At 73.9% G+C, this 21,208-nt stretch carries 14 protein-coding genes and 1 pseudogene; 8 read left to right on the top strand and 7 right to left on the bottom strand.

The features are described 5' to 3' along the window. The first annotated feature begins 33 nt into the window (after positions 1-33). Positions 34-2,568 carry a DNA helicase PcrA gene (gene pcrA, locus ACFYOJ_RS10810; protein ID WP_356558542.1) on the top strand — a complete coding sequence of 845 codons (2,535 nt, stop codon included), beginning with the start codon at positions 34-36 and terminating at the stop codon, positions 2,566-2,568. 113 nt (positions 2,569-2,681) lie between these two features. Here the strand turns inward: pcrA and ACFYOJ_RS10805 are convergent, their stop codons facing one another. Next, on the bottom strand, positions 2,682-4,256 hold the full coding sequence (locus ACFYOJ_RS10805; RefSeq protein WP_356558543.1) for a M23 family metallopeptidase: 1,575 nt from the start codon (positions 4,254-4,256) through the stop codon (positions 2,682-2,684). A 368-nt stretch (positions 4,257-4,624) separates the two neighbouring features. Then, the gene (locus ACFYOJ_RS10800; RefSeq protein WP_356558544.1) at positions 4,625-5,572 is read right to left on the bottom strand and encodes an alpha/beta fold hydrolase; all 948 of its coding nucleotides are present in this window, start codon (positions 5,570-5,572) and stop codon (positions 4,625-4,627) included. 509 nt (positions 5,573-6,081) lie between these two features. Here ACFYOJ_RS10800 and ACFYOJ_RS10795 point away from each other — a divergent pair. Beyond that, the gene (locus ACFYOJ_RS10795) at positions 6,082-6,498 is read left to right on the top strand and encodes a cobalamin B12-binding domain-containing protein (protein ID WP_356558545.1); all 417 of its coding nucleotides are present in this window, start codon (positions 6,082-6,084) and stop codon (positions 6,496-6,498) included. A 140-nt stretch (positions 6,499-6,638) separates the two neighbouring features. Here ACFYOJ_RS10795 and ACFYOJ_RS10790 read toward each other — a convergent pair whose 3' ends face one another. Both ACFYOJ_RS10790 and ACFYOJ_RS10785 read right to left on the bottom strand, forming a co-directional pair. Continuing rightward, the gene (locus ACFYOJ_RS10790; RefSeq protein WP_356558546.1) at positions 6,639-8,345 is read right to left on the bottom strand and encodes a DUF5691 domain-containing protein; all 1,707 of its coding nucleotides are present in this window, start codon (positions 8,343-8,345) and stop codon (positions 6,639-6,641) included. A 23-nt stretch (positions 8,346-8,368) separates the two neighbouring features. Then, positions 8,369-9,499: a hypothetical protein gene (locus ACFYOJ_RS10785; RefSeq protein ID WP_356558547.1), complete on the bottom strand. Its 1,131-nt coding sequence runs from the start codon at positions 9,497-9,499 to the stop codon at positions 8,369-8,371. A gap of 132 nt (positions 9,500-9,631) precedes the next feature. On the opposite strand from ACFYOJ_RS10785, the gene ACFYOJ_RS10780 reads away from it, so the two are divergent. From ACFYOJ_RS10780 to sucD, 5 genes are all read left to right on the top strand, one after another. Continuing rightward, positions 9,632-10,771, top strand: coding sequence for an AAA family ATPase (locus tag ACFYOJ_RS10780; protein ID WP_356558548.1), 1,140 nt, complete (start codon positions 9,632-9,634; stop codon positions 10,769-10,771). A 96-nt stretch (positions 10,772-10,867) separates the two neighbouring features. After that, on the top strand, positions 10,868-13,258 hold the full coding sequence (locus tag ACFYOJ_RS10775; protein ID WP_356558549.1) for a DUF5682 family protein: 2,391 nt from the start codon (positions 10,868-10,870) through the stop codon (positions 13,256-13,258). Further along, the gene (locus ACFYOJ_RS10770; RefSeq protein ID WP_356558550.1) at positions 13,255-14,436 is read left to right on the top strand and encodes a VWA domain-containing protein; all 1,182 of its coding nucleotides are present in this window, start codon (positions 13,255-13,257) and stop codon (positions 14,434-14,436) included. Before ACFYOJ_RS10775 ends, ACFYOJ_RS10770 begins: the two co-directional genes overlap by 4 nt. Before the next feature lie 293 nt (positions 14,437-14,729). Then, positions 14,730-15,914: an ADP-forming succinate--CoA ligase subunit beta gene (sucC, locus tag ACFYOJ_RS10765; protein ID WP_356558551.1), complete on the top strand. Its 1,185-nt coding sequence runs from the start codon at positions 14,730-14,732 to the stop codon at positions 15,912-15,914. Positions 15,915-15,942: 28 nt separating this feature from the next. Continuing rightward, entirely contained in the window at positions 15,943-16,827 is an 885-nt protein-coding gene (gene sucD, locus ACFYOJ_RS10760; protein ID WP_356558552.1) for a succinate--CoA ligase subunit alpha, read from the top strand. A 157-nt stretch (positions 16,828-16,984) separates the two neighbouring features. Here sucD and ACFYOJ_RS10755 read toward each other — a convergent pair whose 3' ends face one another. Together ACFYOJ_RS10755 and ACFYOJ_RS10750 are read right to left on the bottom strand one after the other, a co-directional pair. Then, a complete protein-coding gene (locus ACFYOJ_RS10755) occupies positions 16,985-17,779 on the bottom strand; it encodes a sigma factor-like helix-turn-helix DNA-binding protein (RefSeq protein WP_388596598.1) in 795 nt (264 codons plus the stop codon). A 498-nt stretch (positions 17,780-18,277) separates the two neighbouring features. Continuing rightward, a pseudogene (locus ACFYOJ_RS10750) lies at positions 18,278-18,418 on the bottom strand (multiprotein-bridging factor 1 family protein); the annotation flags it as partial. A gap of 135 nt (positions 18,419-18,553) precedes the next feature. Between ACFYOJ_RS10750 and ACFYOJ_RS10745 the strand changes: the two are divergent. Next, positions 18,554-20,122, top strand: coding sequence for a DUF6350 family protein (locus ACFYOJ_RS10745; protein ID WP_356556959.1), 1,569 nt, complete (start codon positions 18,554-18,556; stop codon positions 20,120-20,122). 117 nt (positions 20,123-20,239) lie between these two features. Here ACFYOJ_RS10745 and ACFYOJ_RS10740 read toward each other — a convergent pair whose 3' ends face one another. Next, a complete protein-coding gene (locus tag ACFYOJ_RS10740) occupies positions 20,240-21,073 on the bottom strand; it encodes a hypothetical protein (RefSeq protein WP_356556960.1) in 834 nt (277 codons plus the stop codon). Positions 21,074-21,208 lie beyond the last annotated feature (135 nt).

Raw genomic sequence — 21,208 nt, 5'->3', positions numbered from 1 at the left:
GTTGTCGGTGGGGAGCCCTAGACTCGGAGAGCGATGAGCAGCCTCTTTGACGAAAGCTTCCTGGCGAGCCTCCAGACCCCCCACGGTCACGAGGAGGAACCCCCGCCACCGCCCGAGGACGATCACGGAACGGAGTCCGTGCCGCACGATCTGTTCGGCGGGAAGTTCGACGTGCCGCCGGACCGGGACCCGTACTACCGGGACGGCGCCCCGCGCCCGGCCCTGGACCCGGCCGCGCTCCTGGAGGGGCTGAACGAGAACCAGCGCGCCGCCGTCGTGCACTCCGGCTCCCCGCTGCTCATCGTGGCCGGCGCGGGCTCCGGCAAGACCCGCGTGCTCACCCACCGCATCGCCCACCTGCTGGCCGCGCGGGGTGTCCACCCCGGCCAGATCCTCGCGATCACCTTCACCAACAAGGCCGCCGGTGAGATGAAGGAGCGCGTCGAGCAGCTCGTCGGCCCGCGCGCGAACGCCATGTGGGTCATGACGTTCCACAGTGCCTGCGTCCGCATCCTGCGCCGCGAGTCCAAGAGGCTCGGCTTCACCTCGTCCTTCTCGATCTACGACGCCGCCGACTCCAAGCGTCTGATGGCCCTGGTCTGCCGCGATCTCGAGCTGGACCCGAAGCGCTTCCCGCCGAAGTCCTTCAGCGCCAAGATCAGCAACCTGAAGAACGAGCTGATCGACGAGGAGGACTTCGCCGCGCAGGCCGCCGACGGTTTCGAGAAGACCCTCGCGCAGGCCTACGCCATGTACCAGTCGCGGCTGCGTGAGGCCAACGCCCTCGACTTCGACGACCTGATCATGACGACGGTCAATCTGCTCCGCGCCTTCCCGGACGTCGCCGAGCACTACCGCCGCCGCTTCCGGCACGTCCTGGTCGACGAGTACCAGGACACCAACCACGCCCAGTACGCGCTGGTCCGCGAGCTGGTCGGCTCTCCCTCCGAGCACCCCGGCGACGTACCGCCCGGGGCCGTACCGCCCGGGGCCGAGGTCCCGCCCGCCGAGCTGTGCGTCGTCGGCGACGCCGACCAGTCGATCTACGCCTTCCGCGGCGCCACCATCCGCAACATCCTCCAGTTCGAGGAGGACTACCCGGACGCGACGACGATCCTGCTGGAGCAGAACTACCGCTCCACGCAGACCATCCTCAGCGCCGCCAACGCGGTCATCGAGCGCAACGAGTCCCGCCGCCCCAAGAACCTGTGGACCAACCAGGGCGCCGGTTCGCGGATCACCGGGTACGTCGCCGACACCGAGCACGACGAGGCCCAGTTCGTCGCCGACGAGATAGACCGCCTCACCGACGCGGGCGAGGCCAAGGCCGGAGACGTCGCCGTCTTCTACCGCACCAACGCCCAGTCCCGTGTCTTCGAAGAGGTGTTCATCCGCGTCGGTCTGCCCTACAAGGTCGTCGGCGGTGTCCGCTTCTACGAGCGCAAGGAGGTCCGGGACGTCCTCGCCTACCTGCGCGTCCTCGCCAACCCCGAGGACTCGGTGCCGCTGCGCCGCATCCTCAACGTGCCCAAGCGCGGCATCGGCGACCGCGCCGAGGCGATGATCGACGCCCTCGCCCAGCGCGAGAGGATCAGCTTCCCGCAGGCGCTCAAGCGCGTGGACGAGGCGTACGGCATGGCCGCGCGCTCCGCGAACGCCGTCAAGCGGTTCAACGCGCTCATGGAGGACCTCCGCACCGTCGTCGAGTCCGGCGCTGGACCGGCGACCGTGCTGGAGGCCATCCTCGAACGCACCGGATACCTCGCCGAACTGCAGTCCTCCACCGACCCGCAGGACGAGACCCGCATCGAGAACCTCCAGGAACTCGCCGCCGTCGCCCTGGAGTTCGAACAGGAGCGGGCCGAGGGCGAGGAGGAGGGCACGGGGACCCTGGCCGACTTCCTGGAACGGGTCGCGCTGGTCGCCGACTCCGACCAGATCCCCACAGCGCCTGATGATGCTGCTGACGCAGCGGGGTCGGACGGCGACGGCGTCGTCACCCTGATGACCCTGCACACCGCCAAGGGCCTGGAGTTCCCGGTCGTCTTCCTCACCGGCATGGAGGACGGCGTCTTCCCGCACATGCGTGCCCTCGGCCAGACCAAGGAGCTGGAGGAGGAACGCCGCCTGGCCTACGTCGGCATCACCCGCGCCCGCGAGCGGCTGTACCTGACGCGGTCCACGCTGCGCAGCGCCTGGGGACAGCCGTCGTACAACCCGCCCTCGCGTTTCCTCGAGGAGATCCCGGCGGCCCACCTGGAGTGGAAGCGGACCGGTGCGAACGGGCCCGCCCCCTCCGCACCGCTCTCCGGAGTGGCGGCCTCGCTGTCGTCGTCCCGGTCCCGTTCGTCGGCGTCGGGCGCGTCCGGCTTCGCCACGCGTCGGTCCGCCTCCGAGAAGCCGGCGGTCTCCCTGGCGGTCGGCGACCGCGTCACGCACGACCAGTTCGGGCTCGGCACGGTGGTCGGGGTCAAGGGCACGGGGGCGAACGCCGAGGCGACGATCGACTTCGGGGACGCCAAGCCGAAGCGGCTGCTGCTGCGGTACGCGCCGGTGGAGAAGCTCTGAGCACGTGCTTCTTCTGAGCACGAGCTTCTTCTGAGCATGTGCTGAGGTCACTCGGCGAAGGTGAGCCCCGTCGGCCGACGGGGCTCACGGCGAGCTGACGGGGCGTTGCTCCGTCACTGCGGGTCGAGGCCGTGGCTGCGCAGCCACGAGAGCGGGTCGATCGCCGAGCCGCCGGAGGGACGTACCTCGAAGTGCAGGTGCGGGCCGGTGGAGTTGCCGGAGTTGCCGGAGAAGGCGATCGGATCCCCGGCCTTGACCTTCGTACCGGAGGGAACCCGGTAACTGGAGAGGTGGCAGTACCACGTCTCCGTGCCGTCCTTCGCGGTCACGATCATCATGTTTCCGTACGCGGAGTTGTACTGCGTACGGACCGTGCCGTCGGTCGCGGCCACGATCGTCGTGCCGTACGCCACGGGGAAGTCGATGCCGGTGTGCACGGACATCCAGTTGATACCGGCCTGGCCATAGAGGGCGCTGAGCCCGTGCTGGGCGACCGGGAGCGCGAACTTGGGGCGCAGCCGCTCCTTGCGCGCCGCCTCCTCCGCCGCCCTCCTCTTCTCCAGGGCCTGCTCGGCCTTGAGGTCGATGCGCTCCTGCGTCCGGCTGGCCCGGTCGGCGAAGTCGTCCGCTCCGGCGGAGAGGCTCGCGAGCTGGGTGTCCAGCTTGTTGTTGGCGGTGGAAGGCTGCACCGGAGCGGCGTCCGCGTCGGCCGCGTCCGCCGCCGACGCGGTGCTGTTCTTGCCGTCCTCGCCGCTCAGACCGCCGACGGAGGCCGCGGCGATGCCGGCGACGCTCATCACGCAGGCCGAAGGGACGGCGATGGTCAGCAGCGCCGAGCGCTTGGCGGGCTGACGGCGCCGCGAACGCGTCCCGCCGCGGGCCGCGGGGGCCCGGGGGGCCGGAACGGGGACGGCCTCTTCCTGCCCCTCGAGGAGGACGGTGACGGTGGGCAGTTCACCGGTGGCGGGCGGACCGTCCTCGTACGGGGCGGGTTCCTCGGCGACGGCCGCGGTGGTGGCGGTGTCCGGTGCGGAGTCCTGTGCGGTGGCCGGGACGGTGCCGTCCGAGTTCCACTGCGTGGCGTCGTAGGCACCGGTGTCCAGCGTGCCGGTGCCGAACGTGTTGATGCCCGGTGCGCCCAGGGCCCCGGTGTCGAACGTCCCGAACGTCTCGGTCGCGAAGGTCTGGGTGCCCCACTCCCACTGCTGGGTCGGGTCGGCGGGCTCGCCGGACCGGTCCGCCCGGTCCCAGACGCCCGTGTCCCACTGCTCCGTCGCCTCCACGCTCGTGGCCTGCGACGGCACGACGGGCTGCTGATGACCGGCCGTCCAGGTGGTCGTGTCATAGGCACCGGTGTCGTAGGCGGCATGGTGCCGGGCCGCGTACACGTCGTGGTGCGGTGCCGGGTGACCGCCGGAGGCCCACGGGGCGGTGTCATAGGTGCCCGTCGTGCCCGCGGTGCCGTGACCGTCGGCGGGGCGGTCCTGGAGACAGCCGAAGAGCGGGTCCGTGGCGAAGGCCGTCGTGGAGTGGTACCCGGTGGCGAAACCGGTGGGGTCGTAACCGTCGTACGTGGTGAGATCGCCGTACAGGGCTTCACCGGTGCCGTACGACGCGTAGTGCGCCGGGTCGGCGTCGGAAGCCGATGCCGGAGTGGTCGTGCCCCCCGACGGGTGACGGTCGTTCACCAACTTCTCTTTCGCCTCGACAACAGGGCTGCCAGAGCAGTGCGGCGACTGTACCCGGCGGTATGCGGGCGCGACAATCTTCCGCAGGTTTCGCTCGCGCAGGAAACGGGCAATCGGCGGAGTTTTGGGGGACGGCGGGCGCGGGCTTGGCTTTGTGTTCGGCACTTGTTCGATTTCGGCCGGGGGTATCGAGCCGGTGGGCGGGGCGATGGCCGGGGCGAGGGCCGAGCCGGTGTCCGGGGTGGTTGCCGCCCTGATCTCCGCTCTTCGCGGCCGCTCCGCCCGCCGATCGGCCGGCCACCGGCCCGCCCGCCGGGCCGGTGGCCGGACCGGTGGCCGGACCGGTGGCCGGGCCGGTTGTCGTGGTCTCAGGCGACGGTCAGTCCACCGGAGGTGTCACCGGCCGCCGTATCCGCTTCCGGGCCGGGCGTGTCGAGCGCCTGCCGGATGCCGTTGGCCACGGCGGGGTGCACGGGCAGGGCGAGATGGCCGATCCCGGTCACCCGGATGTTCCGCACCACCAGGTCGGGATGGTCCAGGCAGGCCGTCTCCAGCGGGTCCATCACGCGGTCCAGGTCGCTCCAGAAGCTGACGAACTGTGTGCGGCAGCCGGGCGCCGGCAGGGTCAGCTCCTCCAGCACGGCGGAACCGGGACGCATCTGGCGCACGATCGGGTGCGCGTTCGCCAGCGGCACCACCCGGGTGCCCGCGTGCGGGGTGCCGAGCGTGACGAGTGTCCGCACCCGCAGATCACCACCGAGCCGCTGCACGTAGTACCGGGCGATCAGCCCGCCCAGGCTGTGCCCGACGACGTCCACACGGTCGCTTCCCGTGCGGGCGCAGATCTCCTCGATGTGGCGGCCGAGCAGCTCGGCGGCGCATCGGATGTCGCAGGTCAGCGGTGAGTAGTTGAGCGACTCGACCTGCTGTCTGCCGTGCTGGGCCAGGCTGCGGCGCAGGAGGAGGAAGACCGAGCGGTTGTCGATGAAGCCGTGCAGGAGGACGACCGGGGGCCGGGCGGGGGCCGGAAGCCGGGCGGTGGACGCGGTGGACCCGGGATCCGGGCTCCCGGACCGGGACGGCCCGGGAGCGGGCCGGCGCTCCTGGGCGATCCCGTAGGGGTAGAGGAGGAGATGCCCGGCGAGGATCGCCGCCTCCAGGGCGGTCGCCTTCAGGAGGGTCAGGGAAAGTCCCGTCACCTTGCCGGGAAGGCCCGACAGGCCTGGGAGGGCCGGGATTCCCGGGAGGGCCGGGAGCGTGGGCAGGAGACGCTGACAGAGCGGGAGAAGGGGCAGTGCTGCCGTCGTGACCTTCATGGGCCGACCTCCTGTCGGCACGCGGAGAGACGCCTCTGTTCCCCGTGTGCCCTCATGGAGAGCCGTGACACCAGGGACGGGTGGTGTGTACGAGGTGTGCGCAGACATGTGCGCCAGGTCGGTGGTCCTGTGCCCTGTGACGCCGTTGCATACGGCTACGAGGCCTGCGGCTGCCCTGCCCGCCCTCGCTGCGGTTCTCCGTGCGCGTGTTCCCGCCGCGGTCCCGGTGACGGTGCGCGGCGAACATGTCCCACCGTGTGATTTCCCCCTCTGTATCCACCGCGAAACTGCCGGTTGCGGGATGCTGGCGATAACGTTCGTTCACTTCCCCGGACGGTGTGGTGCGGGGGTCCGTACCGCGGCGCGGTGCGCTCCGGGCGCCGGGGGACCGATGCCGGGCGCCGGGAGCGGAAGCGCGTCCCGGTGCGCCGCGTTCCTGTGTACGGGCGTGGGCGATGTGTGCGGTACTTGTCGGTACGGATGGATGTAGTCGCTTCATGGAGGCAGTGATGGGTGTGGCAGCCGGTCCGATCCGCGTGGTGGTGGCCAAGCCGGGGCTCGACGGCCACGATCGCGGGGCCAAGGTGATCGCGCGGGCCCTGCGCGACGCCGGTATGGAGGTCATCTACACCGGGCTCCACCAGACACCCGAGCAGATCGTGGACACCGCGATCCAGGAGGACGCCGACGCGATCGGGCTGTCCATCCTCTCCGGTGCGCACAACACGCTCTTCGCCGCCGTGATCGACCTGCTCAAAGAGCGGGACGCGGCGGACATCCTGGTCTTCGGCGGCGGGATCATCCCGGAGGCGGACATCGCCCCGCTGAAGGAGAAGGGCGTCGCCGAGATCTTCACACCGGGCGCCACGACGGCGTCGATCGTGGACTGGGTGCGCGCGAACGTGCGCGAACCGGCGGGGGCGTAGCGGCCCCGCCCGGGCGCGGCGGGTGGTGGCCGCGGCCTTCCGGCTTCACCGTCGGCGTCCGCGGCTCACCTCCCGGCTTCCCGGGCTCACCCCTGAGCCTCACCCTTCGGCACCCTTCGGCTCATCTCCCGGTCCGCCTCTCAACTCACCGCCGGTCCGGCTCGCCGCCGGCCCGGCTCACTGTCGGTCCGGCTCACTGTCGTGGGCTCAGAGGATGTGCCGTCCGGGGCCGCCCCCAGCTCCTCCGTCATCGCCGCGCGCAGCCGCAGTGTCGTGACCAGCCGCTGGAACGCTTCCGCCCAGTACCCGCCGGCCCCTGGTGACGCGTCCTCGGACTCCTCCGGTATCGCCAGCAGACCGTCCAGACGGTCCGCCTCGGAGGGGTCGAGGCAGCGTTCGGCCAGCCCCATGACACCGCTGAAGCTCCACGGGTAGCTCCCGGCGTCCCGCGCGATGTCGAGCGCGTCGACCACGGCGCGTCCGAGCGCCGGGGCCCATGGCACCGCGCACATGCCGAGCAGCTGGAACGCCTCGGACAGGCCGTGCGTCGCGATGAACCCCGCCACCCACTCGGCCCGTTCGCCGGTGCCGAGCGTGCCGAGCAGCTTGGCCCGCTCGGCCAGCGACACCGCTCCGGGGCCACCCGCCTCGGGAGCCGTGGGCGCCCCCAGCAGGGCCCGCGCCCATGCGGCGTCCCGCTGCCGTACCGCCGCCCGGCACCAGGCCGCGTGCAGTTCGTCCCGCCAGTCGTCCGCCACCGGCAGTGCGACGATCTCCTGCGGTGCGCGCCCGCCCAGCCGGGCCGGCCAAGCCCCCAGCGGCGCGGCCTCCACCAACTGACCGAACCACCACGACCGTTCCCCCCGGCCCGTCGGCGGGTCGGGCACGATCCCGTCCCGCTCCATGTCCGCGTCGCACTCGTGCGGCGCCTCCACCGCGATCACCGGCGGGCTCTGGGCCCGGTCCAGGGACACGCAGGTCAGGGCCCGCGCCGCCATCCGCGCGGCCAGCGCGGAATCCGGCAGCGCCGACAACAGCTCCGCCGCCGTCGCCCGTACGTTGCGGCTGCGGTCGGCCAGCGCCTGCTCCAGGAACGGCTCGTCCGCCGGCTCCAGCCCCGTGCGCAGGGAGTCGAGGAACATCAGCCGGTCCTCGGCCCGTTCCATGGCCCAGGTGGAGGCGAGCAGGGCACGGCCGGCGGCCGGGTCGCGGGCGCGCAGGGACACCAGCAGGGCGACGCGCTCGGCGAACAGACCCTCCTGCCACAGCCGCCGCACCCGCTCCGTGGCCCCGGGGCCGGGCAGCGCGGTGCCGCCGCCCGGCGTGGCGCGCAGGGCGAACCGCCAGTCCGGGTTCAGCCGGGCGAGCCACAGGGCGCGCGGCCCCGCGAAGGCCAGCACGGCGGGCCGCAGGTCCGTACGCCCCCGGGCCGCGTCCAGCAGCGCCGGGAGCGCCTCGGGCGGCGGCGCGAAACCGCGGGCGTTGGCCGTCGCCAGCCACTGGGGCAGCAACTCCCGCAGATCGGGCGCCGTACCCCTGCGTCCGCCGTCGGCCGTGCCGGGACGGTCGGTGAGGAGCATCATGAGCCGGCGGGCGGCGGCGGCCGGCAGCGGCGGGCGGTCGTCGGCGGGGGCCGGCTCCGGCCGCCGGGCCGCCGGGGCCGGGGACAGCCCGGCGCGTCTGCGGACGGTTTCCACGGCCGCGGCGTCCAGCAGCGCGGCCGGTGCCTCCCGGCCGGACGGGCAGCCCGGGGGAGTGCGCCGGTCCGTGCCGAGCAGCGCCGAGGCGACGAGCTCCTCCCGGACGCCCGGCGTGGACGTGTCCGCGGCGGCGTGCGTCCCGGTCATGCGGTCTCCTTCCGTCGGGGCGGTCAGCACAGCGGCACCGCCGGTCCCGGCCCGCCCGGCCATGCCGTCAGCGGGGTGAAGCCGCGGTGGCCGAACTCGCCGAAGACCTTGACCGGTGTGCCGCCCGCCAGGGCGACCAGGCGCCACAGACCCGGCCGGCCGTGGGCCGCCGGGGCGATCGGCAGAGCCGCGTCCTCGTCGGCGTCGGCCAGTTGCCAGGAGTCGCCGTCCGGCACGGGCACCACCCGCTCCAGGGTGACGGGGACAGAGTCCAGCCAGGGGTCCTCACGGAGGGCTTCGCCGTAACGGACGGCCGCACGGGTCGTCGTCACCCCCGGAGGGCGGACGTCCGCCGGGGCGGGCGGCTCGAACCGCTCGCCCAGGGCGACGCGGTGCTGCCCCGCACCCGGATAGGCGAAGACCTCCGCCTCCAGCGCCAGACCCACCGGCGGCGCCGGCTCGGGGGCCTGGCCGCCGGCCCCGTAGGAGAGGAGCAGGGCGGTGCGGCCCGAATCCGTACCGTGCAGCCAGACGCGGCGGGTCGTCAGCCGCGCGTCCGCCGTGTCGTACCGGGCGAGGACCAGCCACCGGTCCCGCAGCGGCGGCCCGTCCGCCGACGCCGGCAGACCGACGCGTGAACGGACCGTCGCCGCCAGGGCGTCCGGCAGCCGCTCGCGGTGCAGCCAGCCCCGCACCAGGAGATGGAGCAGGGCACACTCCTCCAGCAGGCGCACGGGCCAGCCGGGACCCGACGAGGGCACCGCCCCCAACTCCCGCGCCCGCGCGGCCAGTCCCGGTGCCTGCGCGTCGACCATGCGGGCCGCGGCCTCCTCCCACAGCCCGTACCCCGCCTGCTCCGCACCGGCCAGGCCGTCGCGCAGCAGGTCCGTCAGGCGCTGCTCCAGCTCCAGGGCGCCCGCGGTGATCCGCTCGGCCCGGCGCTCGGCCCGGCGCCGCGCCGCCTCCGGGTCCCCGGTCCCGGCCCCCGGCCGGGCGCCGTCTCTCGCGCTTGCGTCCGCGCTCTCCCCCTCGTTCCCCCTCCCGCCTCGCGCGCCCGGGCCCGCGCCGAGTCCGCTCCCCGTTTCACGCGACGCCGCGTCAGATGCCGGTGCCGGCACCTGGTCCGCGGTCCGGCGCACCCCCTGCTGAGTCATGTCGTCGAAGGTAGGTCCTGCCACTGACAATCCGTCTTGCGGAAGCGATTGTGCAGGTCAGAGCGATTGTCAGTGCCGTGGTGCACGGTTGGTGCCAGACCGAAACCGGCCGAGCTGGAGGGGGACTCCGCCATGCCTGTGTCCGCAGAACCGACGTCCGCAGAACCCACCCGGCACGGACCCGCGCCCACGGCGGACGTGCTGCGGCCGCACGCCGAGCAGGCCTTCGCGTCCGAACTCGCCGCACTGGCCGCGCAGGACGACCGCCCGCGTCCGGCCCGCTGGAAGCTGTCGCCGTGGGCCGTCGCCACGTATCTGCTCGGCGGCACCCTGCCCGACGGCACGGTGATCACCCCGAAGTACGTCGGGCCCCGCCGCATCGTCGAGGTCGCCGTCGCCACCCTCGCCACCGACCGCGCCCTCCTCCTGCTCGGCGTGCCCGGGACGGCGAAGACCTGGGTGTCCGAGCACCTCGCCGCCGCCGTCAGCGGTGACTCGACCCTGCTGGTGCAGGGCACGGCCGGGACCCCGGAAGAGGCGATCCGCTACGGCTGGAACTACGCCCGCCTTCTCGCCCACGGCCCCAGCCGGGACGCCCTCGTGCCCGGTCCGGTCATGCGGGCCATGGCCGAGGGGAGGACCGCGCGGGTGGAGGAGCTGACCCGTATCCCGGCCGACGTGCAGGACACGCTCATCACCCTCCTGTCGGAGAAGACCCTGCCGATACCGGAGCTGGGCCAGGAGGTGCAGGCGGTCCCCGGTTTCAATCTGATCGCCACCGCCAACGACCGCGACCGGGGGGTCAACGACCTGTCCAGCGCGCTGCGCCGGCGTTTCAACACGGTCGTGCTGCCGCTGCCGGCCAGCACCGAGGCCGAGGTCGACATCGTCACCCGTCGGGTCGGCCAGATCGGCCGCTCCCTCGACCTGCCCACCGTGCCCGACGGCGCCGACGAGATCCGCCGGGTCGTCACCGTCTTCCGCGAGCTGCGCGACGGAGTGACGGCCGACGGGCGCACGAAGCTCAAATCGCCCAGCGGCACCCTGTCGACGGCCGAGGCCATCTCCGTCGTCACGGGCGGCCTCGCACTGGCCGCCCACTTCGGCGACGGGGTGCTGCGCTCCGAGGACGTCGCCGCGGGCGTCCTCGGAGCCGTCGTCCGCGACCCGGCCACCGACCGCGTCGTCTGGCAGGAGTACCTGGAGACCGTCGTCCGCGAGCGCGACGGCTGGGCGGACTTCTACCGCGCCTGCCGGGAGGTGAGCGCGTGAGCACCGTGCGGACGCGGACACGGGCGGCCTTCGCGGCGGCCGGCCCGAGGGGGGACGACGGGGACTCGACCTGGTCCCGGAGGCGAGGAGGACGGTGTGACGGGAAGTGACGGGCCGCCGTCCCGGGGCGGGCTGCCGGGGGATGGACCGCTGCTGCTCGGCGTGCGCCACCACGGGCCGGGATCGGCACGGGCGGTACGGGCCGCGCTGGATGCGGCCCGCCCGGGTGTCGTGCTCATCGAGGGGCCGCCCGAGGCCGACGCCCTGATCCCGCTGGCGGCGGACGAGGACATGCGGCCGCCGGTCGCGCTCCTCGCCCACGCCGTGGACGAACCGGGCCGCTCGGCGTTCTGGCCGCTGGCCGAGTTCTCCCCGGAGTGGGTGGCGCTCCGCTGGGCCCTGGAACACGGCGTACCGGCCCGCTTCATCGACCTCCCGGCCGCACACACGCTGGCCTGGGAGACCACCGACGGCGAGGCGGTCCCGGCACCGGGGCCGCCCTCGGGGGAGGAGGTGCCGGGGCCCGGGGGCGTACGCGTCGATCCGCTCGCCGCGCTCGCGGAAGCCGCCGGACACGACGATCCGGAGCGCTGGTGGGAGGACGTCGTCGAGCACCGGGGCCCCGGACGGGGGGACGCGCTCGCGCCGTTCACCGCCCTGGAGGAGGCGATGGAAGCGCTGCGGGAGACGCAGAAGACACAGGAGACACGGGAGGACGGCGGAGACGACCGGGACGACCGGGACGCGGTCCGGGAGGCCTGCATGCGGCTCCAGGTGCGGGCCGCGCAGCGCGGGACCGCCGCCGGCGTCGCCGTGGTGTGCGGGGCCTGGCACGTGCCCGCGCTGCGCCGCAGGACCACCGTCGCCGCCGACCGGGCCCTGCTGAAGGGACTGCCCAAGGTCAAGGTGGACATGACATGGGTGCCCTGGACCCATCGCAGGTTGTCCCGCGCCAGTGGGTACGGGGCCGGCATCGACTCGCCCGGCTGGTACGGGCATCTGTTCGGCGCCCCCGACCGGCCCGTCGAACGCTGGCTGACCAAGGTGGCCGGCCTGCTGCGGGAGGAGGACCGGACCGTCTCCTCCGCGCACGTCATCGAGGCGGTGCGGCTGGCCGGGGCCCTGGCCGCGATGCGCGGCCGTCCGCTGCCCGGTCTGAGCGAGACGACCGACGCCGTACGGGCCGTGATGTGCGAGGGCTCGGACGTGCCGCTCGCCCTGGTGCACGACCGGCTGATCGTCGGGGACGTGCTCGGCGAGGTGCCGGCGGGCGCGCCCGCGGTGCCCCTGCAGCGCGACCTCACGCGGCTCCAGCGGCGGCTGCGGCTCAAGCCGGAGGCACGGGAGCGGGAGCTGGAGCTCGACCTGCGCAAGGACACCGACGCGGGACGCAGCACCCTGCTGCACCGGCTGCGGCTGCTCGGCGTCGGATGGGGCGAGCCCGCCCCCTCCCGGGGCAGCACCGGCACCTTCCGGGAGACCTGGCGGATCGGATGGGAACCGGAGCTGTCCGTGCGGGTCGCCGAGGCCGGGATCTGGGGCACGACCGTGCTCACCGCCGCGACCGCCAGGGCCGAGGCGGACGCCGTCACCGCGCGGAGCCTCGCCGACGTCACCGCGCTCGCCGAGCACTGCCTGGCGGCGGACCTGCCCGGCGCACTCCCCACGGTGATGCGGATCCTCGCCGACCGCGCGGCCCTCGACACCGACGTCGGCCATCTCGCCCAGGCCCTGCCCGCCCTGGTCCGCTCACTGCGCTACGGCGACGTGCGCGGCACCGGCACCGGGGCGCTGGCCGAGGTCGCCGCGGGGCTCGCCGAGCGGATCTTCGTCGGCCTCCCCGCCGCCTGCGCCGCGCTGGACGCCGACGCCGCCGAGGAGATGCGACGGCACATCGACGCCGTGCACACGGCGGTGGGTCTGCTCGCCGACGCCCCCGCACCGGGCCACGACGGCCTGCGTGCCCGCTGGCGGGCGGTGCTGCGGAGACTGTCCGCGCGCGACACCATGCCCGGCGTCGTCCGCGGCCGAGCCGTGCGGATCCTGCTGGACGACGGACAGCTGGAGCCGGACGAGGCGGCACGGCTCATGGGACTCGTGCTCTCACCGGGAACACCCCCGGCCGACGCGGCGGCCTGGATCGAGGGCTTCGTCGGCGGCTCGGGGGGCGGCCTGCTCCTCGTCCACGACGAGCGGCTGCTCACCCTGGTCGACGCCTGGCTGACCGGAGTGCCGGCGGAGGCGTTCACGGACGTCCTGCCGCTGCTGCGGCGCACCTTCTCGGCCTACGAGCCGGGAGTGCGCCGCACCCTCGGCGAGCTGGTCCGGCGCGGCCCCGAGGGCCGGGACGCCACCGGGCGGACCGGTACCCACACCCCCGGCTTCGCCGCCGGGCTCGACACCGGACGCGCGGACGCCGTGCTGCCGGTGGTCCGGCTCCTGCTCGGCCGGGACACGGACGACGATCGCGTGGAGGTACGCGCATGACGACCGGACCGGTGGACGAGGACGCCGCGCGGGAGCGGCTGCGACGGTGGCGGCTGGTGCTCGGCGGCGACCCGGCCGACGGCACCGGACACGCCCTGTCCGGACGGGACGCCGCGATCGACGGCGCGCTCACCGCGCTCTACGGGAAGCCCCAAGGGAAGGCGGACAGGCCCGGCAGGCACCGGGACCGTACAGCGGGGCTCGGAGCCTCCGCGCCGTCCGTGGCCCGCTGGCTGGGGGACATACGGACCTACTTCCCGTCCTCCGTCGTGCAGGTCATGCAGCGGGACGCCATCGACCGGCTCGGCCTCGCCTCCCTCCTGCTGGAGCCGGAGATGCTCGAGGCGGTGGAGGCCGACGTGCACCTCGTCGGCACACTGCTCTCCCTCCACCAGGCGATGCCGGAGACGACGAAGGAGACGGCCCGTGCCGTCGTGCGCAAGGTCGTCCGGGACCTCGAGCAGCGGCTCGCCTCCCGCACCCGGGCCGCCCTCACCGGGGCCCTCGACCGCAGCGCCCGCGTCAGCAGGCCCCGCCACCACGACATCGACTGGAACCGCACGATCGCGGCCAACCTCAAGCACTACCTGCCCGAACACCGCACCGTCGTGCCGGAGCGGCTCATCGGCCACGGCCGGGCCTCGCGGTCCGTGAAGAAGGAGGTCGTCCTCTGCATCGACCAGTCGGGATCGATGGCGGCGTCCGTCGTCCACGCCTCGGTGTTCGGCGCGGTGCTGGCGTCCCTGCGGTCGGTCGACACCCGGCTGGTCGTCTTCGACACGGCGGTCGCCGACCTCACCGACCTGCTCGACGACCCGGTGGACGTCCTCTTCGGCGTCCGGCTGGGCGGCGGCACGGACATCAACCGGGCGCTGGCCCACTGCCAGTCCCGGATCACCCGGCCCTCCGACACGGTGGTCGTGCTGATCAGCGACCTGTACGAGGGAGGCATCCGTGACGAGATGCTCAAGCGGGTCGCGGCGATGAAGGCGGCGGGGGTGCAGTTCGTGACCCTGCTGGCGCTGTCCGACGAGGGCGCGCCCGCGTACGACCGGGAGCACGCGGCGGCGCTCGCCGCACTGGGCGCGCCGGCCTTCGCCTGTACGCCCGACCTGTTCCCGGAGGTGATGGCGGCGGCGCTCGAGAAGCGGCCGCTGCCCGTACCGGACGCCGGCTGACCCCGGGACCCGCCGCGCCCCGCACGGCGTCCCGGCGCCCGCGAGCTCCCGTCCCGGCCCTCACATCCGGCACGCCGTGCCAGTGAGCACGGCATCATGTGACAGGCATCACCGCTCGGGTGTGACCCACGATTTAGAGACCCCCCGCATGCGGCGATAACCTGCGAGACGGACATGCCGCGCGCTCGGTCACCGTGTGCGCCCCCCTTGTGACACAGCGGACGTCACGTTGCCCTTCGCGGCACGCCCACGCATCCAACGAACCGCGAGATCACTGATAGGGACGGAAGCGCGTGGACCTGTTCGAGTACCAGGCGAGGGACCTCTTCGCCAAGCACGATGTACCGGTGCTGGCCGGTGAAGTCATCGACACGCCTGAGGCGGCGCGCGAGATCACGGAGCGTCTGGGCGGCAAGTCCGTCGTCAAGGCTCAGGTGAAGGTCGGTGGCCGCGGCAAGGCCGGTGGCGTGAAGCTGGCCGCCTCCGCGGACGAGGCCGTCGCCCGTGCGACGGACATCCTCGGCATGGACATCAAGGGCCACACGGTCCACAAGGTGATGATCGCCGAGACCGCCCCGGAGATCGTCGAGGAGTACTACGTCTCCTTCCTCCTCGACCGTGCCAACCGCACGTTCCTCTCCATCGCCTCCGTCGAGGGCGGCATGGACATCGAGGAGGTGGCCGCCACCCGTCCGGAGGCCGTCGCCAAGACCCCGATCGACGCGATCGACGGCGTGACGCCCGAGAAGGCGCGCGAGATCGTCGAGGCCGCGAAGTTCCCGGCCGAGGTCGCCGACAAGGTGGCCGACGTCCTCGTCAAGCTGTGGGACGTCTTCATCAAGGAGGACGCCCTCCTGGTCGAGGTCAACCCGCTGGCCAAGGTCGCCTCCGGCGAGGTCATCGCCCTGGACGGCAAGGTGTCGCTGGACGACAACGCCGAGTTCCGTCACCCCGACTTCGAGGCCCTCCACGACAAGGCCGCGGCCAACCCGCTCGAGGCCGCCGCCAAGGAGAAGAACCTCAACTACGTCAAGCTCGACGGCGAGGTCGGCATCATCGGCAACGGCGCGGGTCTCGTCATGAGCACCCTGGACGTCGTCGCGTACGCCGGTGAGAAGCACGGCGACGTGAAGCCCGCCAACTTCCTGGACATCGGCGGCGGCGCCTCCGCCCAGGTCATGGCGAACGGCCTGGAGATCATCCTCGGCGACCCGGACGTCAAGTCCGTCTTCGTCAACGTCTTCGGCGGCATCACCGCCTGCGACGAGGTCGCCAACGGCATCGTCCAGGCGCTGAAGCTCCTGGAGGACCGCGGCGAGAAGGTCACCAAGCCGCTCGTCGTCCGCCTCGACGGCAACAACGCCGAGCTGGGCCGCAAGATCCTCACCGACGCGAACCACCCGCTGGTGCAGCGCGTCGACACCATGGACGGCGCCGCCGACAAGGCCGCCGAGCTGGCTCACGCCGCCGCCAAGTAAGCACTCAGGACGAGGACACCAACACACCATGGCTATCTGGCTCAACAAGGACAGCAAGGTCATCGTCCAGGGCATGACCGGCGCCACCGGCATGAAGCACACCAAGCTCATGCTCGGCGACGGCACCAACGTCGTGGGCGGCGTCAACCCGCGCAAGGCGGGTCAGTCCGTGGACTTCGACGGCACCGAGGTACCGGTCTTCGGCACCGTCAAGGAGGCCATCGAGAAGACCGGCGCGAACGTCTCCGTCATCTTCGTGCCGGAGAAGTTCACCAAGGACGCCGTCGTCGAGGCCATCGACGCCGAGATCCCGCTGGCCGTCGTGATCACCGAGGGCATCGCCGTGCACGACTCGGCGTCGTTCTGGGCGTACGCCGGCAAGAAGGGCAACAAGACCCGCATCATCGGCCCGAACTGCCCCGGCATCATCACGCCGGGCCAGTCCAACGTCGGCATCATCCCGGGCGACATCACCAAGCCGGGCCGCATCGGCCTGGTCTCGAAGTCCGGCACGCTGACGTACCAGATGATGTACGAGCTGCGTGACATCGGCTTCTCGACCGCCGTCGGCATCGGTGGCGACCCGATCATCGGCACCACGCACATCGACGCGCTCGCCGCGTTCGAGGCCGACCCCGAGACCGACCTGATCGTCATGATCGGCGAGATCGGCGGCGACGCCGAGGAGCGTGCGGCGGAGTACATCTCGAAGAACGTGACCAAGCCGGTCGTCGGCTACGTCGCGGGCTTCACCGCGCCCGAGGGCAAGACCATGGGCCACGCCGGCGCCATCGTCTCCGGTTCCTCCGGCACCGCCCAGGCCAAGAAGGAGGCCCTGGAGGCCGCCGGCGTCAAGGTCGGCAAGACGCCGACCGAGACGGCCAAGCTCGCCCGGGCGATCCTCGCCGGCTGACCCGGCCCCAGCGGCCGGCGGACCCGGCCCCGGCGGCCGGCGGACCCGCCGTCCGAGCGGCCGCGCCACGAGAGTGGGCCCGCCCCCTGCGCAGGGGGCGGGCCCACTCGGCGTTCCGGACGGCGGCGGCCCCGTCGCCGTCCACCGTCACCCGCCGTCATCCGAGGCCGGGCACCAGCCGTTCCGGCCCGTCCTGCAGCTGGTCGCGCAGCTTGCGGCGCAGCTCCAGCTCCTCGTCCGACAGCGGTCCCTGCGCCGTCCGCGGCGGCACACCGCGTACCGCCTCCCCCTGCGGCACGGGTGGCTCGTAGCGCGTGGGCGCCGTCTGCAGCGTCAGAGCGGTGCTCCCGACCAGGGCGGCCGTGAAGGCGATCGCGGCCCGGGTCCAGAACCGGACCCGGCGTTCGCTCCCCGCCCGCACGACCGGCGGCCCGGAGGCGCGCAGCCTCTCGGCGGACGCCAGCTCGGCCAGCCGGCGGTGCAGGACCTGAGGGTCGGCCAGCTCGGGCAGCCGCTCGGCGAGGGCCTCGCGGGCCCGCAACAGCCGGTGGGCGGCGGCCGGGGTGCTCGCCTCCGTCTCCGCGGCCGTCTCGGGCAGACCGAGGCCGACGCCGTCGTACAGCAGGAGGGTGCGGCGGCGCGGTGGGGGGAGTTTCAGGAAGGCGTTCAGCAGGGTGCGGTCGCCGGGATCGGCGGGCGGCGGTTCCGGATGCCGGTGGCGCAGCCGGAACCGGTGCCAGGGGGAGAGGGCGTATTCGTACGCCGTCGCCCGCACCCAGCCCACCGGGTCCCGGTCACGGGCCACCTCGGGCCAGCGTTCCCAGGCGAGCTGGAAGGCCCGCTCCACCGACTCGCGCGCCAGCTCCCGGCGCCCGGTCAGCAGATACGTCTGGCGTACGAGGGCGGGGGCGCTGAACTCGTAGAGCGCGTCGTAGGCCTGAGCGGGTGTCAACGCGGGTGCCGGTTCGGGGGGCTTCGGCTCGGGGGACTTCGGGCCGGGGCTCCCGTGCCGGGGCTGCCCGGGCGCGGCCGGTGGTTCCGCGGAGAGCGGGAGCCCGCCGTCGGCCTGCGCAACGACGCCCCCGGCCCCAGGCCCGTTCCCGGCCCCGTCCCCGGCCCCGTCCCCGGCCCCGTCCCCGGCCCCGGACCCGGACCCGGACCCGGACCCGGGATCGGGCCCGACAGCCGCGGCCGCCCCGGCGACCACGACCACCACCGGCGCCGGCTCCGGCCCTCGGTCCGGCCCCAGGCCGGGCTCCGACTCCGACTCCGGCTCGGGCTCCGGCGCCGGCTCGGGCTCCGACTCCTGCGTCGGTTCCCCTGCGGGCGCCGCGTGCTGATCCACCGTCGGTTCGGTCCCGTGCCCCGGCGGAGCCCCCGGTGCGGGCCGCGGTTCCGGTGCGGTCGCGGGCCGCCCGGTCGCCGGTGCGTCGGCCAGGGCGGCGAGCAGTTTCGCGTACGTCTCCCGTTTCCGGCCGCGCGGAGTCGTACGGCCGCTCTCCCACGCGCGGACCGCCTCGCGAGTGACACCCATCCGCGCGGCGAGCTGATCCGGCGTCAGCGCGGCGGCCTCGCGCAGGCGTCGGCGCACCGGGGGAGGAGGGAGCGGAGTTGCGGGGGTCCGCGTCACAGGTCACCCCTTCGTACGAAAAAGTACATAAACATATATTGGGCGACACAGCGGTGCTTCGCCCGTTACTACGGGAAAGCGCGTGTCGTTGGGAGCATGGCGGGCGTGACGCTGACGACCCTTCGACGGGACACGTTCCCCCTGCTCCGCACCCTGTGGCACGACCGGGCGCCCGGCATGTCCGCCGGTCTCCTGGGCGGCGCGTTCGCGGCGGCTCTCGGACTGGCCGCGCTCGCCGTCCTGGTGACGGTGGTGTGGGTCAGCTCGCCCTACCCCGACAGTGGTCCCGGCGGCGCCCTGCGCACCACCGCGTCCCTGTGGGTGCTGGCGCACGGCGCCGAACTGATCCGCACCGACACGCTCTCCGGCACCCCCGCGCCCGTCGGCGTCACCCCGCTGCTGCTGCTCGCCGGGCCGGTGTGGCTGCTGCACCGGGCGGCCCGGGACGCGACGGACCCCGGGGACGGCGCGGGTATCACCGTGGGGGCGGGGGCCGGTGTGCGGGTGGGCGGCCCGGAAGGACGGGACGACGGGCCGCCGCCCGTCTCCGCGCGCCTCGCCTGGGCGGGGGTCGTCCTCGGCTACCTGGCCGTCGCCGTACCCGTCGTGCTGTACGGGGCGGGCGGAGAGCTGCGGCCCTCCTGGGGCCGGACCGTGGTGTGCCTGCCCCTGGTGGCCATGTCGGCGGCGGGCGCCGGGGTGTGGACGGCGTTCGGCCGCCCGGGCGGGCCGGTGGGGCGGGCACTGCGCGGACTGCCCCGGAGCCTGCGCGAGCTGCTCGTGGAGCCGGACGCGCGCCTGGGCGCCGCGACGCGTGCCGCGGGCGCCGGGGTGGCGGTGCTCGTCGGGGGCGGGGCGCTGCTGCTCGCGGTCTCACTGGTGTGGCACGGCGGCGCCGCCCGCGGCGCCTTCCTGCGGCTGTCCGAGGGATGGCCGGGACAGTTCGCCGTACTGCTGCTCTGCCTGGCGCTGGTGCCGAACGCGGCCGTGTGGGCGGCGGCGTACGGCCTCGGGCCGGGGTTCGTGCTGGGCACCGGACACGTCGTGGGGCCCCTGCACGCCGCGCCGGCTCCGCTGCTGCCGCCGTTCCCGCTGCTGGCGGCGGTACCGGAGGCGGGACCGGGGACGCCGCTGCACTGGGCGGCCGGGGCGGTGCCGCTGGCCGCGGGTGCGGCGGTGGGGTGGTTCACGGCGAGGGTCGCCGCGGTGGGGGACGTCACCGTGGAGATCGCCACGATCGGGGGTGCCGTGGTGGGGGAGGGGCCGAAGGGGGCCGGTGTGCCGTGGACCGTGGGCCGGACCGTCGTCGCCGCGTGGCTCGCCGCGCTGTTGAGCGGATGCCTGGTCGCGCTGCTGTCCGTGCTGGCGGGCGGGCCCCTCGGGAACGCGGGGCTGGCCCGGTTCGGACCGGTGTGGTGGCAGACCGGGGGCGCGACGGTGGTGTGGGTCGGGGTGGTGGCCGCTCCGGTGGCGGTGGTGGGGCGGTGGTGGCTGGGCCGGGGGACCGGCGGAGGTGGAGTGCCGGTGCGGGCGTGGGTGTCCTCCGCGGGGTGCCTGGAACGTCTGGGGCGCCTTGGGAGCCGGCGACGGCGGCGCACCGGGGACGGAGCGCCGCTCGATCTGCTGCCCGCGGACTCTCCGGCGGATCCGTCCCGGGTGCCGTGAGGGAGGGGGCGGTGGTGTCCGTCCGCAGGCCTTTTCCGCCCCGCCGGCCCACCCCTGTTCCCTCCTTGGGGACTGCCGCTCCCGGGGGAGGAACAGGGGCGGGCCGGCGGGGAGGTGTCAGCCGTCCGTGTCGAGGACGTCGCGGAGCTGTTCGGGGAGGTGCCTGTCGCAGGACTCCTGGGCCACGCCGGTCAGGGCGTCGTTGCGGCAGGTGTAGTAGTCGCTGTAGACCAGCCGCGCGGAGAACGAACCGGCGACCAGGAGCAGAGCCAGCGAGGACGTGACCAGACCGCTGATCGCGGCGGTCCGCTGGGGACGGGTCTCCTGGAGCCCGGCCGGGGCCGGGGTGTCCGGACCGGCGGCGGCGCGGGGCTTGGTGCTCAGGGCACTGATGCCCCAGTACAGGGCGAGGGCACCGAGCAGCAGGGCCAGGTAGTGCCAGCTGAAGAGTGCGAAGAAGAGTCCCCACATGCCGCACAGCAGGGCGTAGCGGGCACGCCGCTGGGCCGGGTCCGTCGGGTCCCAGCGCGGGCCGCCGCCACCGCCCTGGCCCTCGGGGCCGGAGCCGCCGGGCCGCTCGCCGAAGCCGCCGGAGGAACGGCCGGGCTGACGGTCGCTCCACTGCCGGCCCCACCCCGGTCGCCCGCCGTCACCCTGGCCGCCGCCCTGCGCGCCGTCGCCGCCCGACGGGTGCCGCGGCTGCCAGGGGCGGTCCGGTGTGCCCTCCGGCGGCGGGGCGAACGGATTGTCGTCCGGGGACGAGGCCGGAGGCTGGGCCGAGGTCGGGGGCTGGGGCCTGCCGCCCTGCTCGTCGCCGTTCCGCCGGTCCGAGGAGGCGTCGGAGGCGTCGGAGGACGAGGAAGGGTGTTCCCGCAGCAACACGGTGCTGCGTCCCCCTGGCTGCGCCGACTGCTGGGGGAGCGTGAGCAGTCGCGGGCTGCGGTCCGGCATCAAGTGAGCGTCTTCCCCTTGGCGATAGCGAACTGACGACAACGGAGTGGAGGGTACGGACCGCGCAATACGCCCCGGTACGCCTCGGTACGACTGGTGAACGCGTGGCACACGGACCGCGTTCCCGGCCCGGTC

Source organism: Streptomyces sp. NPDC006384, from assembly GCF_042870695.1.
GTDB lineage: Bacteria > Actinomycetota > Actinomycetes > Streptomycetales > Streptomycetaceae > Streptomyces.
This window is presented reverse-complemented; position numbering and strand designations above follow the sequence as displayed.

What these genes read in the sequence shown, in the direction of transcription:
- ACFYOJ_RS10795 (WP_356558545.1), top strand. Translation starts at nt 6,082, where the DNA reads ATGGGTGTGGCAGCCGGTCCGATCCGCGTGGTGGTGGCCAAGCCGGGG.
- ACFYOJ_RS10780 (WP_356558548.1), top strand. Translation starts at nt 9,632, where the DNA reads ATGCCTGTGTCCGCAGAACCGACGTCCGCAGAACCCACCCGGCACGGA.
- sucD (WP_356558552.1), top strand. Translation starts at nt 15,943, where the DNA reads ATGGCTATCTGGCTCAACAAGGACAGCAAGGTCATCGTCCAGGGCATG.
- pcrA (WP_356558542.1), top strand. Translation starts at nt 34, where the DNA reads ATGAGCAGCCTCTTTGACGAAAGCTTCCTGGCGAGCCTCCAGACCCCC.
- ACFYOJ_RS10745 (WP_356556959.1), top strand. Translation starts at nt 18,554, where the DNA reads ATGGCGGGCGTGACGCTGACGACCCTTCGACGGGACACGTTCCCCCTG.
- ACFYOJ_RS10785 (WP_356558547.1), bottom strand. Translation starts at nt 9,499, where the DNA reads ATGACTCAGCAGGGGGTGCGCCGGACCGCGGACCAGGTGCCGGCACCG.
- ACFYOJ_RS10770 (WP_356558550.1), top strand. Translation starts at nt 13,255, where the DNA reads ATGACGACCGGACCGGTGGACGAGGACGCCGCGCGGGAGCGGCTGCGA.
- ACFYOJ_RS10790 (WP_356558546.1), bottom strand. Translation starts at nt 8,345, where the DNA reads ATGACCGGGACGCACGCCGCCGCGGACACGTCCACGCCGGGCGTCCGG.
- ACFYOJ_RS10800 (WP_356558544.1), bottom strand. Translation starts at nt 5,572, where the DNA reads ATGAAGGTCACGACGGCAGCACTGCCCCTTCTCCCGCTCTGTCAGCGT.
- ACFYOJ_RS10740 (WP_356556960.1), bottom strand. Translation starts at nt 21,073, where the DNA reads ATGCCGGACCGCAGCCCGCGACTGCTCACGCTCCCCCAGCAGTCGGCG.